At 55.8% G+C, this 16,359-nt stretch carries 11 protein-coding genes; 4 read left to right on the top strand and 7 right to left on the bottom strand.

Annotation, left to right across the window (positions count from 1 at the left end; translation table 11 throughout):
• The first annotated feature begins 31 nt into the window (after positions 1–31).
• The 3 genes from J7413_RS16915 (at position 32) to J7413_RS16905 (ending at position 4,789) form a co-directional block, all read left to right on the top strand.
• Positions 32–2,248, top strand: a complete 2,217-nt coding sequence (locus J7413_RS16915) for a TonB-dependent hemoglobin/transferrin/lactoferrin family receptor (RefSeq protein ID WP_209100328.1) — start codon at positions 32–34, stop codon at positions 2,246–2,248.
• Between the two features lie 80 nt (positions 2,249–2,328).
• A complete protein-coding gene (locus J7413_RS16910; RefSeq protein ID WP_209100326.1) occupies positions 2,329–3,966 on the top strand; it encodes an SbmA/BacA-like family transporter in 1,638 nt (545 codons plus the stop codon).
• Positions 3,967–3,988: 22 nt separating this feature from the next.
• Positions 3,989–4,789 (top strand): ChaN family lipoprotein, encoded by an 801-nt coding sequence (locus J7413_RS16905; RefSeq protein ID WP_209100324.1) that lies wholly within the window; start codon positions 3,989–3,991, stop codon positions 4,787–4,789.
• Positions 4,790–4,910: 121 nt separating this feature from the next.
• Here J7413_RS16905 and J7413_RS16900 read toward each other — a convergent pair whose 3' ends face one another.
• A complete protein-coding gene (locus J7413_RS16900) occupies positions 4,911–6,701 on the bottom strand; it encodes a methyl-accepting chemotaxis protein (protein WP_209100322.1) in 1,791 nt (596 codons plus the stop codon).
• 393 nt (positions 6,702–7,094) lie between these two features.
• On the opposite strand from J7413_RS16900, the gene J7413_RS16895 reads away from it, so the two are divergent.
• Positions 7,095–8,879: a HAMP domain-containing methyl-accepting chemotaxis protein gene (locus tag J7413_RS16895; protein ID WP_209100319.1), complete on the top strand. Its 1,785-nt coding sequence runs from the start codon at positions 7,095–7,097 to the stop codon at positions 8,877–8,879.
• Between the two features lie 57 nt (positions 8,880–8,936).
• On the opposite strand, the gene J7413_RS16890 is transcribed toward J7413_RS16895, so the two are convergent.
• From J7413_RS16890 to J7413_RS16865, 6 genes are all read right to left on the bottom strand, one after another.
• Complete coding sequence (locus J7413_RS16890; RefSeq protein WP_209100317.1) at positions 8,937–10,901, bottom strand: beta-galactosidase; 1,965 nt, start codon at positions 10,899–10,901, stop codon at positions 8,937–8,939.
• Positions 10,898–12,544, bottom strand: a complete 1,647-nt coding sequence (locus J7413_RS16885) for an amino acid ABC transporter permease (RefSeq protein ID WP_209100315.1) — start codon at positions 12,542–12,544, stop codon at positions 10,898–10,900. Before J7413_RS16885 ends, J7413_RS16890 begins: the two co-directional genes overlap by 4 nt.
• A 65-nt stretch (positions 12,545–12,609) precedes the next feature.
• Positions 12,610–13,359: a transporter substrate-binding domain-containing protein gene (locus J7413_RS16880; RefSeq protein ID WP_209100312.1), complete on the bottom strand. Its 750-nt coding sequence runs from the start codon at positions 13,357–13,359 to the stop codon at positions 12,610–12,612.
• A complete protein-coding gene (locus J7413_RS16875; RefSeq protein WP_209100310.1) occupies positions 13,356–14,429 on the bottom strand; it encodes a LacI family DNA-binding transcriptional regulator in 1,074 nt (357 codons plus the stop codon). Before J7413_RS16875 ends, J7413_RS16880 begins: the two co-directional genes overlap by 4 nt.
• The gene (locus J7413_RS16870; RefSeq protein ID WP_209100308.1) at positions 14,429–15,181 is read right to left on the bottom strand and encodes a sugar phosphate isomerase/epimerase; all 753 of its coding nucleotides are present in this window, start codon (positions 15,179–15,181) and stop codon (positions 14,429–14,431) included. Before J7413_RS16870 ends, J7413_RS16875 begins: the two co-directional genes overlap by 1 nt.
• A gap of 171 nt (positions 15,182–15,352) precedes the next feature.
• A complete protein-coding gene (locus J7413_RS16865; protein WP_209100307.1) occupies positions 15,353–16,117 on the bottom strand; it encodes a helix-turn-helix domain-containing protein in 765 nt (254 codons plus the stop codon).
• Between the last annotated feature and the right edge of the window lie 242 nt (positions 16,118–16,359).

The following is a 16,359-nucleotide window of genomic DNA, read 5'->3' as shown; positions in this document are numbered from 1 at the left end:
TCTCGCTGCTTTGCTTGCAAGCATCCCAGCCATGTCACAACAAGTCGATGGTCAATCATCCCCCGATGAGGAAGCTGTCGCCGAAGATCTGTTTGAGTTAGACACGATTTATGTAAACACAGACCGTGTTGGCTCTGACCCGCTCGACATCCCCGCAAATGTCACCGTTGTTGGCTCTGAAGAGCTCAAACAGCGCAATATCTCAGACATCAATGAGCTTGCCCGCACGATCCCCGGTGTGGAGGTGCCACGCCAGACATCAGGCGCGAATCCCTACAATTCCTTCTCTGGGGTTACAATTCGTGGCGTTGGCGGCAACCGGGTCCAGTTGCAAGTTGACGGCTCGCGCATGGCCGAAAGTATCACCGATGGCACGCGAGACTACTTTGACACCAGCTTCACCAAGCAAGTTGAGGTTGTCAGAGGTCCAGCCTCGGTGCTGTGGGGGGCGGATGCGCTGGGCGGTATTGTTGCGCTCGAAACCATCGACCCCGAAGATCTGTTGCGTGGTCGCGAAAAGGGTGGAGAGGTGTCTCTGTCTTATGACTCGCTCGACAACGCCAGCACAGGGTCTGTGAGCTATGCGCAGCGCCTCGGCGATACTCTCGAAGTTATGTTTGGCTACGCTCACCGGGATGCCAACGAAGCGGAATTCTCCAATGCACGTGCAGACGGTGGAATCTACGGATGTCCCCGCAATCTGTCGTTTGGCGCAACGCCCTGTAACGAGTTGGACCCCACCGACATTTCGTCTGATCGCGGCCTCTTCAAAGCTGTTTGGACGCCAAATGCAAACAACCGCTTGGAATTCTCAGCAGATATTCTGGATCGCACCACAACCGTCAACAACAAGTATAACATCGGCCCGCAGTTCAGCAGTTTCACTGGAGCGCCCACTGGCGAAACCCTGCATTCTGACGATCGTGAGCTTGACCTGAGCCGCAAACGCTTTGGGCTTGAGCACGAACTGACTCTGGATACCGGTGTCATCAATTCGGTCAAAACTGTTCTGGCTTATACGCCGCATAGTTATAGCTCCAGCAGCCGCAGGCAAACGACCTCCGCGGCCGGGGATTCTGTGATCACCGATGATCAGCTTGACTTCTCAGAGGACTTCATCGAACTGGACATTCAGGCGGATGCATCTTTCGTGACAGGGTCCGCACAGCACAATGTGATCTTTGGCTTTGACGGTGATCTGACCTCAACAGACTATTCCCGTACGCGCGTGACCAACAATCTGACGCAAGGAACTGTCGATCCGGAGGCGGGGGTGGGCTTCAACTTCGCCAATGCAAAAACCACACGTGCTGATATCTATATTCAGGATCAGATCATCTTTGGCGATGGCCGTTTCGAACTGACCCCAGGTTTGCGCTATGCGACCTATGACATCGATCCAGAACCGGATGCAGACTACCAGGTTGCCCCCGGCAACGAACCTCGCACGCGCAGTGACAAGCGCCTGATCAAGAGCTTGGGCGCGCTCTATCGCTTTAACGACACATACTCCATGTGGGCGAAATATGGTGAAGGCTTCAAGATGCCAACGGCGTCACAGCTCTACACATCGCTGCCCGGCGCCTTCTTCTCTCTGATCCCTGCACCGAACTTGGAGCCTGAAGAAGTCAAAAGCTACGAGCTCGGTCTGCGGGGCGAATATGGCAATGGTTTCTTTGCCGTAAACGTCTTCCGCGCGGACTACACCAACTTCATCCAGCCATTCTACAACATTCCGGGGACATCAAACTATACCTATCGCAACCTGTCTTCTGTTGAGATTCAGGGTATCGAGGCGTCCGGGTCCTGGGCGTTTTCTGACACGCTGGTTGGGACCTTCTCCGCATCTTACCAAGAGGGCACGCAGGTTGCCTCTCCTGGCTCTGCACAAACCGATTATACAGCGCCACCTCTGACGGCGGTTCTGTCTCTGGCGAAAGATCTGCCGGATTATAACTTGCGTCTTGAGGCGGTTGGGACCTTTGCAAGCGCTGTAAAGAAAACATCGGGCGCGAACGATTTCAAACCGGGTGGTTACGGCCTGCTCGATTTGCATGCTCAGTGGCAAGTGATCGACAACGGCTATTTCAACTTCAGCCTGCTGAACGCGTTTGACAAACGCTACTTCGTCGCCAATGCCGCAAACTACGGTAGCTCGGCGTCTGCGGCTGTTGCACGCACCAACCCGATTGAACTGCAAACCGGCGCAGGCCGAACCTTTGCAGTGAACTTCGAATACAAGTTCTGATCGGCGCGATGCGCGTATTGCAACACATCTATCGAACAGTCAGGCGCGCGGTCTCAGGGCCGCGCGCCTGGCTGGGCTGTTTGATCTTCACCGTCGTCTTGGGGTTGAACTTCTTTCAAGTCTGGATCGGCATTCAGTTCATCGACTGGAACAAGGCGTTTTACGGCGCGATTGAAGACGTCGATGCCACCGCCGCGATTACGCAGCTTTTCGTTTTTGCCTATCTGACCGGCCTCTCTGCTGGCACCTATCTTGTAGGCACCTACCTGCGCAAACATCTCGGGCTGATGTGGCGCGAGCGTCTGACCCAGAAAGCGCTGGATGCGTGGGTCAATGCAAAGGCCTATTGGTATCTCCGCCCCGGCATGTCGCCTGACGCGCTGGACAATCCAGATCAACGCATTGCCGAAGATTGCAGAAAGTTCTTTGATATCTTCTTGGTGGAAGGCATCGAGCTGATCAGTGAAATCGTGGCGCTGTTTTCCTTGGTGTCTATCCTTTGGGGATTGAGCAACTTCCCATTGGCTTTCCAGATTTTCGGGCATGACATCGTCATCACACATTACCTGGTCTGGCTCGCTTTCGTCTATGTGGCGCTGTCCAGCGTGATCACCCATCTCATGGGCAAGCCTCTGAAATCGCTCGTGTTCCGACAGGAGAGGCGCGAAGCGGACTTTCGCGCTGCTTTGCTGCAACTCAGCGAAACCGCAGAGGATGTGGCGCAATCGCAGGGGGAGCTTGCCGAACGCCGTCGCCTCGACCTGCGCTTTGCTGCCATTAAGCGCAATTTCCATCGCTTGATCGGGCGAGAGTTTGTTCTGGGGCTGTTTTCGCGGCCCTACTTTCAGACCGTTTTGCGCATTCCGCTCTTTTTATGCCTACCCGGCTATTTTGCAGGCGCCCTGACATTTGGCGGTTTGATGCAGGTCTCTAGCGCTTTTGGGCGCGTTGTGACCAATCTCAGCTGGTTCATTTTCAGTTATCGCCAATTGGCAGAGCTCGCCGCCGTGGCGCAGCGATTGGACGATCTGTTTAACGCGACCAACCGCCTTGCACCGCACCCAGATGTGCCCGTCGACATCCATCATACACGTTCCAGCGACGGCGCCTTGCACGTCAAGGCGCTACAGCTCGCAACACCGGAGGGTCGATGGCTTGACTGTGTGCCGGATCAGACCGTGCATGCCGGGGAGTGCATCTGGATCTCTGGCGCGTCAGGCAAAGGCAAATCAACCTTGCTGAAGGCGCTCGCTGGTCTTTGGATCTACGGGCAAGGCGAGATCAAAACCCCAAACGCCAATATGCAGTTTTTGTCCCAAAGCGCGCATGTTTCACAGGAAGGTCTGTATGCTGCGGCCTGTTACCCGATGGATCCAAAGGACGTGCCAGCAGATGACCTCAATGCCGCGCTACAGAAAGTGGGTTTGGGGCTTCGGCTCACTAAGAGGCAACAGGCGGGTCGAGACGCGGCTGAAGGGCTCTCACTTGGCGAACAGCAACGCCTGGCATTCGCGCGCTTGCTCATCGCGAAACCTGAGTGGATCATCATGGATGAGCCAACCAGCAGTCTGGATCGCGAGGCAGAGCAGGCGCTGTTTTCCCTCTTGCGGGCGGAGGTGCCCAACGCGACCATTCTGTGTGTGTCGCATCGCGCTCCCAACGCGCTCAATTCCGACCGAACTTGGCAAATTGGCCATGTGGCAGATCGCGCCGCGTAAGCGCGCATAACAGGAGAAACCGATGAAATCCGGAAACTGGTTTGATCCCCGCACCGGCGCAGCTTTGCACCATCACGATGTGATTGCGCAAGCCGCGCAGGCACAGGCTGTCTTGCTCGGCGAACAGCACGACAAAGCGGAGAACCACCGCTGGCAGATGCATGTGGCCGCCGGCTTGCTGGCACTTCGATCAGACCTCGTGATGGGCTTTGAGATGTTCCCCAAACGCCTCAATCCCGTTCTGCAGGATTGGGTGGATGGCAAGATCGCCGAACCTGAGTTCGCAGAGCGTGTGGAATGGGGCACCGTTTGGGGCTTTGACATAAGCCTCTACATGCCGCTGTTTCATTTCTGCCGAGACTTTGGCATCCCGATGCTGGGGCTGAACTGCCGTCGCGGTTTGGTGACTGAGGTCGGCAAAGAGGGTTGGGATGCCATCCCAGAGCCAGACCGCGAAGGATTGACACAGGCGGCACCGGCCAGTGCAGCCTATCGCAAATACCTTTTTGACATCACCGGCGGGGCTTTTCCCAACCGTAAGGCAACATCGCCAGAGGATCCGCAGTTTGACCGTTTTGTGCGTGCACAACAGACGTGGGATCGGGCGTTTGCCTGTCGCATTGCCGAAATCGCGCTATCGTCTTCGGCACCGCTTGTGATTGGCATCATCGGTCGCGGCCATCTGGAGCATCGCTACGGCACGCCGTCACAGCTTGTAGATCAGGGCGTCAACAACTGCCGCGTTCTGCTGCCGCATGCGGAGGGCGCCGAGCCAATGGGCGATATCGCAGATGCGCTTTGCCAGATGCCGGCGGCGTCATAAGCGTTGCTGCGCTGTCCGGGTGGATTGGAACTCTTTGCACTGCTTAAATCAATTGGGGAAACGTGCCACCATAAAACGATGGCACGTTTTTTGTTGTGGGCACTTGGCCTCGTATCTCCCGTCAGGCCGCCGATTGGGTGGGCGAAGCAGCAGGGTTTCGTGCCCATGCGCTCTGTGAACCCGCAATCTTGAACCGATTGACAAGATCGACCAACGTTGCCGCATCCCCATTGAGCATATGCCCTGCGGCTGTGGCTTCTTCGACCATAGCCGCGTTCTTCTGGGTCACTTGATCGAGCTGCATAACCCCTGCATTGATTTCTGCAAGGCCTGTTGATTGCTCTGACGCACCTTCCGCGATGTCAGAGACACCTTTGGAAACCTGCACGACGCGTTCTGCGATGTTGTTCAATGCTTCGCCGGTTTTGCCAACAAGTTCCACGCCATGCTCTACATGTTTCGAAGACTCGTCGATAAGGCCTTTGATTTCCATAGCTGCCTCAGAGGAGCTGTGCGCAAGCTTGCGCACTTCAGAGGCCACAACCGCAAAGCCTCGTCCCGCATCCCCAGCACGCGCAGCTTCTACGCCAGCATTCAGCGCCAACAGATTAGTTTGAAATGCGATATCATCAATCACCGAAACGATCTGCGAAATCTGGCTGGAGCTTTGCTCAATCTCAGTCATGGCTTTGACAGCGCTATGCACAACCTGGCCGCTCTGTTCCGCTTCGAATTTGGCTTTCTCCATCGAGCTTTCAACAAACCGTGCTCCCTCTGCAGAGGTGCGCACCAAATGTGTCAGATCATCTAGCGCGGCTGCGGTCTCTTCCAGCGTCGCGGCTTGGTTTTCCGTCCGTTTGGATAAGTCGTCAGACGCCTGGCTGATCTCTTCCGCACCGTTGCGAATAGATCCGGCGGCTTCAATGACCTGTGTCATGGTCTGGCTCAAAGTGGTCACCGAGGCATTAAAATCTGCGCGCAGCTCTTCGTAGTCGAGAGGGAACTCTGTTGTGATTTTCGCGGAAAGGTCCCCGCGCGACAGGCTTGAAAGATGGCTCGATAGCGTCTGCACCACTTTGGACTGCTCGGCATCACGCGCGCGTTGCGCCACTTCCATGTCCCTTTGCCGCACCAGCGCGTCACGGAACACATCCAAAGTCCGCCCCATATCGCCAAGTTCATTCTGCGCCTGTGTGAACGGGATTTCGCTCTTTGTGTCCCCTTGTGCCAGACTGCCCATTCTTTCCCGCAATTGGCTAAGCGGGCCTGTGACGCTGCGTGTCAGGAAGAAGGCGGCACCGCACAAAATCACGAGAATGCCGCCCAGGACAGTCAGTGCCTTGTTACGGATGGTTGCCAACTGTGCGTCCATATCCGCCACATAGACGCCCGTGCCAACGGTCCAACCCCAGGGCTCAAAGTACTTCACATAAGCAACCTTGGCTTCCATTTCGGTGCTTCCAGGTTTGGTAAATTGATATGTGAGTGTCCCAGAGCCCTCGGTGACAGCGGCCTTCCGCAATTCGCGATAGACCAGCATGCCATTGGAGTCTTTGAAATCGCCTCGATAGCTGCCCACGGCGTCTGGTGACACTGGATGGGCTTGCATTACGAAGTCGCTGTCAAATGCGTATACATACCCTGTTTCACCAAAGTGAAACGTTGCGAGGCGATCACGCGCAAGTTCATAAGCCTGTTCTTCGGTGTATTTTCCAGATTGAACGCCCTTATCCAGATCTTCCAGCAGGCTGACGGCAATTTCGGTGATCTTATTCAGCTCAGCATCACGCAGTTGTTCTGTGGTTGTCCGCATTTGATTTTGCAAAATCATTTCCAGCACAATGGAGAGGCCAACGGCCAGCAACGCGAGCGCGACAACCCGTGTCGACAGTTTTGAAAGAAAGCCTAGCATGAGTGAGTTGAATCCTTTGGTAGTTCTTCGCGCTCAAGCGGCCTAGGGAGAGCCCCTTAACAACTCCTTGCTTGCCGAAATATTGAAAATGCAGCCTATTTTACCGGTTGAAGTCGATTTTCTTGAATTTTTCAATTTGAAAACAATTGCTTATGATGATCGTTTGCAGCGCTCGAAGTTTTGAAACATGTCATTCCAGCATCCCAAGTTCGGGCAGATATGCTGTCAGATCATAACTATGGTGCGCAGCCCCCTCATCATTGTCTTGAAATCTAGATCCGCGCCTGTTGCGGTCAGTCCCCTGACGGACCTCTCGAACACTGTTTAACTCTTCAACAAGCAAATTACGAATAGACGGGCCAGAACACGTTTAAACAGGATCAGAAACACGCAATGTACTCATTTGCAAAAAACCTGAGGATCTCTCAGAAAATTGGTGTCTGCTACTTCGTTCTGCTTGTCACCTTTGCATCCGTGGCAATCTACAATGTCAGATCCCTAGAGCAGGTCGCCGATGGCACCGAAGAAATCTATCAGAACTACTTCACCAGTGCGATCAATCTGGCCGGGGCTGAGGCGGCTTTAAGCCATCTGTTTATCGCACAAAAATCTCACATCATTGCGCCAGATGACAAAGCAATGCGGCAGCAGGAAGACATCATCCAGCATTCGATCACGCAGTTCAACGAGCGCATGAGCCAGTTTGAACAAACGCTCGATCCGGGCCTGGAAACAGAGACCTTTTTAGACCTGATGAAAAAAGCTGAGCGTCTTCTGGTCATGAACGATGAGATCGTTTCGCTTAGTCAAACCAACAATGATGTCAAAGCCGCTGATCTGAGTGCTGGGGCCTTTTCTACTCTCTTTCTCGAGATCGTCGAAATGAACGAAACGATGTTGCAAACCAACGTCGACGGTGCGGCCCACTTCTATGAGAAGGCGCAGAGCTCCTTCCAGCTGACAGAACGTATTGTGATCGTTGTCGCGGTTGTGTTCTGTGTTTTTGGTCTGGTGATGTTTGGCGTTCTTGCGCGGTCGATCAGCGCACCGCTTGGCAACTTGCGTGGTGTGCTCAATCAAATGGTGCGCGGTGAGGGGCAAATTGACGAAACGCTTCTCAATCGTCGTGATGAGATCGGTATGCTCGGTCAGTCTGTTATGGATCTGAAAGTCGCGATCGAAGAGAAATCCACGGCAGAAGCGGCATTCAAAGCCCGCGAGGCACGTGAAGTGAGCCATGTTGTGGAGGCACTGCGCACCAATATCGACAAGCTCTCCAAGGGTGATCTGACAGTCTCCATTGAAGAGGCATTTGCCGATAAATACGAAACCCTGCGTGCGGATTTCAACAATTTGACCGAGCGTCTGTCGCACACGGTTTCCACGCTGCAAGACAACGCCGCCTCCATTCGCAATGGCGCCTCAGAGATTAGTCAGTCTTCTGGCGCATTGGCGCAACGCACCGAAAGTCAGGCGGCGACATTGGAAGAGACGTCAGCCGCGATGGATGAGCTCAATGCGAGCGTGGCTGCTGGTGCAGATGCGACCCGTAGCGTGGCCACAACCATGGGCGAAGCCAGTGATCAAGCAGAGGCCAGCAGTGAAATTGTGGAAAATGCAGTCGGCGCGATGTCTCAGATCGAGCAAAGCTCCAGCCAGATTGCACAGATCGTTGGTGTGATTGACGACATTGCGTTCCAAACCAATTTGCTGGCTTTGAACGCAGGCGTCGAAGCGGCGCGGGCAGGGGACGCAGGGCGTGGCTTTGCGGTTGTCGCCTCAGAGGTGCGTGCGCTTGCGCAGCGGTCCTCAGAGTCGGCGATGGAGATCAAGTCGCTGATTTCTGAAAGCGAACAACAGGTTGAAAAAGGCGTGAAACTGGTTGGAAGCGCCGGCACAGCGATCAATGGCATCGCGGAACGCGTCAACCAGATCTCTGTTCTGGTATCAGAACTGTCCGTGCGGGCGGCGGAACAATCTGAAAACCTTGCCGAAATAAACAGTGGCACCTCGCAGCTAGAACAGGTCACGCAGCGCAATGCAGCCATGGCAGAGGAAGCAACAGCGACCAGCCAAGTGCTTGATGGCGATGCGCAATCTCTCACCGAAACGCTTGAGTTCTTTCATGTCGGGCGCGGTGGATATCGCTCAGCGACAGCTCAGAATGTTGCGGCATAGGCTTCGGGCGCGTTGTGAAATGCAGAACAGGCGTGGCATGTGCCACGCCTGTTTGGTTTACAGGATACGCCACACAGCCACGCCGTAGGCAGGCACCGTTGTCGTTCCAATCACAAAGGGCCGCCCCGCCGTATCGGGCACGCTGATGGGCTCCCGCCCGAAATTAAACGCAAATGCCAAGTCTCCTCGCTGTGTGATCCTAAGATCAGCGTGGCATGGGGTCGGTGTAAGCCCTGCCCAGTCCAGCGCATTTTTCAAGATCGCGCGCAAAAGCGCGCCGCGCGGAACCATGGCGACATAGGTGGCGCGGTCCGAGCGCACGACGGCCGCACTGCCATCTCGGTAGTCGCTGGCAAACGTGGCAAGCACCTCCGCATCCGTTTCAATCACCTCGCGCCAGCCGGAAAAGCCGAAAGCTGTACCGTTTTTCAGGCGCACGGACTCCTCGGCCAGATCAGGCAACGACTCCACCCGCAACACACGTACTGCCGCCAGTTCCGCCAGCACACCGGGTGCCAGATTGTGGGGTGTGTGCATCTGCGCTGTCTTGCTTCCGCTGCGCGCACCAATCAGCAGTTTTGCGCCGCTTTCTCTAAGTCTCGTTGCCAACGCGGCGGTCACAATCATGTTTTGTGGCAGCACGATCAGGGTGTACCCCGCCAAATCACTGTCTGGCCCGACAAAATCCAGATCCATACCCAAGGCGCGCAACTCCGCATACCACTCGCGTACGATCTGCGCATTGGGGAATGCATCGTCATGCGGCAGGATGTCAGCGGCCCAGATGGATTGATAATCCAACATCACAGCCACCCTTGCTTTCTGGCGTGTGGCTTCTGGCAGCAGCGCGCGCTCTTTGGCCACTTGCATCACCTCCAATGCGGCCTGATCCGGGCTTCCGTCAGAGCGCAGCAGCGCGGTGTGAAACTGTTCTTGGGCGTATTTCGCCTGCCGCCAGCGAAAAAACATCACCGCCTGCGCGCCATGGGCATAGGCCGCCCATGTCCAAAGCCGCACCATGCCATCCGCAGGGGAGGGGTTCTTTTCCGCCCAATCCACAGGCCCGGGCTGCTGCTCCAAAATCCACATGCGGCCGTCGCCCTGACTGCGGTAAAGATCGCAGTGAAAGCCCTGATAATCCGGCGTACCGGTTCTCAGATAGTGCCGCTTTTCTGTATCAGACAGGGTGGACCCCAACAAATTGCCCAGCGGGTAGCTGTCAAAACCGATGATGTCCAAATCCTTGGCCACGTCATGGTGGTCAAACTCAAAACTCCCGGCCATGAAATTGTGCGTGATGTCCCGACCCGGAGAATGCTTGCGCAAAATCTCCACTTGGGCCCGATTGAATAACTTCACGCGGTCAGAGCTATACTGCGCAAAATCAAGCGACTGCGTTGGGTTGGCCATCGCCACCAGCCCATTGGGCAATTCGATTTGGTCAAAATTGGTGTAAGACAGCCCCCAGAAAGCCGCCCCCCATGTGTCATTGAGCGCTTCAATCGTGCCGTACTTGCCTTCAAGCCAAAGCCGGAAACCGTCCCGGGCCGCTTCGGAATAGCTCAGCACCGTGTCATGGTCATTGTATTCGTTGTCGATCTGCCAGGCTTTGACATAGGGATTCTGCCCATAGCGCCGCGCATATTCTGTGGCGATCCGCTTGGCCTCTTCCAGATAAACGGTGCTGGAAAAACAGTAATGTCTGCGCGAGCCATAGCCGCGCACCCGGCCATCTGGCCCCACTGGCAGGATTTCGGGGTGTGCATCAATCAGCCATTTGGGCGGTGCCGCTGTTGGCGTGGACATCATCACCCGCAGGCCCGCCGCGCCCAGAATGTCGATCACCTCATCCAACCAATCCCAATGAAACTCGCCGCGTTTTGGTTCAATCAGCCCCCAGGTGAATTCGGCAATACGCACCCAGTCGATCCCCATCTCGACCATACGCTGCGCATCTTCGCGCCAAAGCGACGGGTCCCATTGCTCAGGGTAATAGCAAACCCCCAGTTCCAGTTTGCTCATCGGTTTTCCCTTGCTGTGCGGCGCTCAATCCATTTCAGAAAGCTCGCGCAGCACAGCGTGAGCACCACATAAAGGATCGCGGCGGTATTAAATGGTGCGAATGGCAGAAAGCTTGACGCCTGAAACTCGCGCATGCGCTGGGTCATATCGCGCACCGACAGGATCGAAAGCAGCGATGTGTCCTTGATCATGGCGATGAATTCATTGCCAAGGGGCGGCGTCACAACCCGCAAAGCCTGCGGCAGAATGATCAGCCGTGCGGTCTGCCAGCGTGACAGGCCGAGCGAGTTCCCAGCCTCAATTTGCCCCTTGGGAATGGCCTCGATTCCCGACCGAAAAATTTCCGCCATATAGGCGGAATAGCCCACCGAAATGGCGATAATCCCGCGCGTCATATTGGTCATGTCGATGCCGCCACCGGTGGCATCTTTCACGGCCCCCGCCAAGGGCAGGCCGATATAAAGGATGATCACCAGCATGGGAATGCCGCGGATCGTATCGACAAAAAACTCGGCCCCCACCGCGAGAGGATGCAACTTGTGTTGGGCGCCTCCAACGGTCAGAGTCAACAGCAGGAAGCCAAGGACCGCAAAGGTCAGCGCGGGGTTGCGCTTGGAATCCGGCAGAAAGCTGGTTTGCCAAAGCACAGGATATCCCTGTGTGTGTGCCTCCACAGGCACAAATGCAGCAGAAACTGATTTGACGGTTTCAATCTGCTCAAGCGCTGTGACGGCATCGGGCGCGCTGCGGATGCGGTACTTTTGCGCTGCGCTTTCTTCAAATTCGCCAAATCGGATGATGTCGGCCTGCGCCTGCGGCGTGCCGCGTACAATGGCAATACGCGCCTCCGTGCTGCCAACCAGAACGTAGGTCACTTTGGGCTGCATAAAGAAAAACGCGGATGCCGCCAGCATACTCATGCTGATCGCGGCATAGATCGCCGTGGTGCGTTTTTTCGGCGTAAAGGACTGGAGGCCCACCCAGATGAGCCCAAGAATACCCGCAAAAATATAGGCAAAAATCGCCGCGCGAAACGTGATCGCAACGCCTGTTGCGAACTGCCAGTGCGCCATGAAGAGTAGGTAAAACAGCACAGCTCCTGTCAGGATTTCCAGCCCAAGGCTGGCTGGATTGCGCAGTTGTGCGGGCAGCTTTGCCGCAAATGGAATGGTCAGCACAAGAAGAGCAAACAGCACGAGCAAAAATTGCAGGGCGGATTGCACCTGCGTCACCACCTCAGGAAACAGCGCCCAGGGTTTCACGCTGCGATCGATGAGTGTGGAGGTGTTCTCACCCAGCGCATTGAAGAAGACAGACTCGGCAAACGGCATCAAAACTTGTGGTGCGGCATATCCCACAGCCGCAACACCAGTGGCGCAGACCGGTGCCGCGAGTGCCGCAACGCGAAGCCACATCGGCGCAGAATCAACAAACCGCGCATGGCGCGCGCACAGATAGGCAAGCGCAGCGGTTACAAACAACAGCAGGAAACCCACGAAAGTTGGCCCCGCGTTTTCGCCAATGCCAAGGATCGCGACCAGCGACCTAAGGTATTTCGACGATGAGGCGAATAAATAGATGATAAAGGGCGCGGCCGCGAGCAGCACAAGGTTGCTCGGCCGGATCGAACTCAGGCGCGACATGGGATCTCTCTGCAGGTTGGATGGCCCGCCCCCCGGAAGGGGTCGGGCCTTGGGGTGAGTGGTGGTTATTCAGTGCCCCAGTATTTCCCCATCAGCTTGTCGAGCGTGCCGTCTTCTTTGATCATCGCCAGACCTTCGTTGATGGCGTCCACAGTGGCGTCGCCTTCCTGAAACACGATGCCAAGCGGGTCAGATTGCAGCCCGGTGATCCCCACGGTCAGCTCACCTGCAAATTCCTGCTCATAGGCAACAGCAGAGGTGCCATCGATGATCACGCCTTCCACATCGGCGTTCTGTAGCGCCAGAACCGCCGCAGAAAAATTGTCATAGAGGCTGACATTTTCACGCCCCACCAGATCTTCTGCAAGCTGCGCATTGGTGGTGCCGGTTTGTGCGGCAAGCTTGTTGCCGCCTGCCTTGAAATCGTCCAGCGTCAGGCTCGCATTGTCCACCGACAACAAGACCGCCTGACTGACAACGATGTAGGGATCGGAGAAATCCATCGTCTCTTCGCGCTCTGGTGTGATGGAGACCCCAGAAATCACCAGATCGAATTCGCCCTGCTGCAGGGCCGCAAAAATGCCGTCCCAAGCGGTGTTCACGAAATTAGGCACGCAATTCACCTTGGCGCAGATCGCGTTCATCACATCCACGTCAAAACCCACAACTTCGCCGGTGGCTTCATCAACGGTTTCCATGGGCGGATAGGTGGCGTCGGTTCCGATTTTCAGAACGCGCCCTTCCAGATCCGCGGCAAATGCGGCTGGAATCGTGAGTGCGGTTAGGGCCGCAGCTGTCAGTAACGACTTCATCATGTCTTTTGTAACTCCTCTGTTGGTTGGGGGTGGTGCGCCTCTTTGTGCGCAGGTGTGTCAGGTTGCCGCTCAATCAAAGTGGCCCTGATCTTTTTCTGGTTTTGGGTTGGGTCGACACCTGTCAATGCCCGCAGCATATAGTCGCCAAGCAGGCGGCTGGTCTCTTCAATCGGCACATAATAGGTGCTCGGTGGCGGCACAAAATAGCGGCTCAATTTCAGATCATCAGTGGAAACCACCACCAGATCGCGCCCGATCTTGCAGCCTGCCTCATGCGCTGCGGACAGCACCCCGAGCGTCATGGCTTCATTTGCACAGACACAGGCGGTTGGCGGCTCAGACATCGCCATCATGGCGGCAAAGGCGTCATGCCCAGTGCGCGCCGTGGTTGGTCCGCGAAAAATCAGCGCCTCATCAGGTATCAGCGCCGCTTGTTTGAGTGCGTCAATGTACCCTGCCTGCCGCTGGCGCGCGTAAATCAGATTTGACGGCGGATTGATCAGCGCAATGCGCCTATGTCCCAAACTGGCCAGTCGCGCCGTTGCATCATAAGCGGCCGTCTGACTGTCAATATCCACATAGGCATGGGGCTGCGGGCTGTCGCTCATGCCCATTGTAACAAAAGGAAATTCACATTCTTGCAGATACGCGATACGGGCATCGTCCTGCAGTGTGCCGGAAAAGATCACGCCATCCGCCAACCCATCCTGCACGATCCGTGCCAGCACCGCCATTGCGTCATCCATATTGGCGACGTTGAACACGCTGAGCTCATAGCGCGACCCCTGAAGCGCAGAGGAAATGCCTGCCAGAATGCGCGTGAATTCCACGCCTTCCCATTCGTCCGCATCCTCTGTGGAGACGCTGACCAAAACCCCAATGCGATAGGATTTCTTGGTGCGCAGCTTCAGCCCATCCAAGTTGACGCGATAGCCTACCTTGGCAGCCGCTTCTTGAATCTCTTGGCGTGTTTCTTCCTTCACCGATTTGTCGTTGCGCAATGCGTTCGACACCGTGCCGACCGAATAGCCCGTGAGCTTGGCGATGGATTTGATCGTCGCACGCGCCATCAAACCACGCTTTCTGCCAGCAGGTGGCTCAACACCCGCCGACCTGTGGCCAACGACCGAGCGGGCTCAGAAGGGGCATCATGTTCGACAAAAAGATCACGACAGGGCGTATTTGAAAGCGCGTTCAGCACGCTCGGCCAATCTACGACGCCTTGCCCAATGTCACGCCAGCGTGCATCACCGACGCCACCTTGCGGATCGACATCTTTTGCATGCACCGACACAATTTTATCTGCGTATCGCGTAATCCATGCCAGCGGATCGGCAACGGCGACAGCCAGCCAACCGATGTCGGGCTGCCAGTAAACGCCGGAGTGGGACAAAATTTGATCAAGGGGTGTGCTGCCGAAATCCCCCTGCAAATCAAAATCATGATTGTGGTAGGCAAACCGGATATCAAGCGCAGCAAGTCGATCCGCCCAGATGGCCATTTGATCAGCCAAAAGCTGCCAGCCTTCAGCCGTCGTTGGCCGCTGCTCAGGGGCAAGCCAAGGCATGACAACTGTTTTGCAGTCCAGAAGCACAGTCAGGCTAACAATGTCGTCCAGCCGCTCTTCAAAATCGGCCCAGTCAAAATGCGCTGACCGCAAAGTCAGTCCAGACTGCCGGACCTGTGCTGCAAGACGATGCGGGCTGAGATCGTGAAAACCAATCGTTTCAATGTCGCGGTAACCACACCCGCGGGCGGTAGTCAGCTGATGCTGCAACGTGCCCACATCCCTCACTGTGTAAAGCTGTGCCGATACCCGCATCTGCGATTCTCGTTAATTGAAACGTTTCAATTATGCTGTAAAAACCGTTTCAACTTGTCAAGCCGCTGGTTCAATGGATCTTGAAGGGGGCTGAATCTCTGCATCGCAAGACGCGGCCAGGGGAGGTGCTGCCCCTGCCAGCGTCTCACGCGCGGCATTGTGTCGTGGGTATTACGCGCGCAACAGGGATGTTGCGATGCTGTTTCTGATCTTGAGAAGTTCTGCCTCAATCTCCTCCATCGCAGCCTCGCAGGTGGCATTGTTGGCATATGGCACTGTCAGTGCGCCATGAAGTTGCCCGCCGAGAGACACCAATGGCACCGAGAGATCGACGATTCCCTCCATGAAGCGGCTGTTGAAGCGCAGCACACCGTTTTGAGACAGCTCGCTGCGATACGCGTCAAGATCTTTCGCTTGAAAGTCCGGGTTTCTCTGCAAAATGCGGGCCTCGGTTTCTGAGAACAGAAACGGGTTCATTGCGCACAGCATGACAATGCCGGATGCGGAGTCTTCCAACGGCCGCCGAGAGCCGATTGGCACGCTGATTGACATGCGCAATGGCGGTTCCCAGCGCTTCATCACAACCATCTCATCTCCGGAGGCAAGCACCAGTTGACAAGGGGCGCCTGTCAGGTGGGAAAACTGATCTGCCATGGGGGAGATCGCTTCCAGGATATCTTTTATTCTCGGTGAGTTAAGTCCCATTTCTAACAGTTTGGATGTCGTAACATACCCAAATCCGGCACCGGATTTTTCAAGGAAACCCTCGGCCTCCAGTACCGCGATCATTCGGAACACTTCGTTGCGGTTCCGGCCAAGTTCTGCCGCGATCTCCTGTGTGCTTAACGGGGTAGGGGCTTTGCTCACGATCTCAAGGATCTTCAACCCTCGCGTGAGCGCCGGAGCGGAATAGCTGGATTGAGTCGTCTTCGTCATGTGTCTCCCTTTCGTATTTGACACACTGTTTCAAATATGCAAACCATTCAACCCATAACGGGGAGAAGGATGCGGGTTAATGCCAAATTTCACGGCAATTCGCAGGGCGCAACGGATGGAAATGCACAGCTTGTTGCAAAGCTGCGCATCTTCCCTCCTCGCTGCTGAATGTTCGCAGATGCCGAACACCTGTCTTGCAGGGGCCGTCCCATCTGTTGTGGGGCCGCCCGCCTTCGTGTCGA

Source organism: Shimia sp. R10_1, from assembly GCF_017744095.1.
Lineage (GTDB): Bacteria > Pseudomonadota > Alphaproteobacteria > Rhodobacterales > Rhodobacteraceae > Shimia.
Note: the sequence above shows the minus strand (reverse complement) of the source record. Positions and strands in the feature narration are given on the sequence as shown.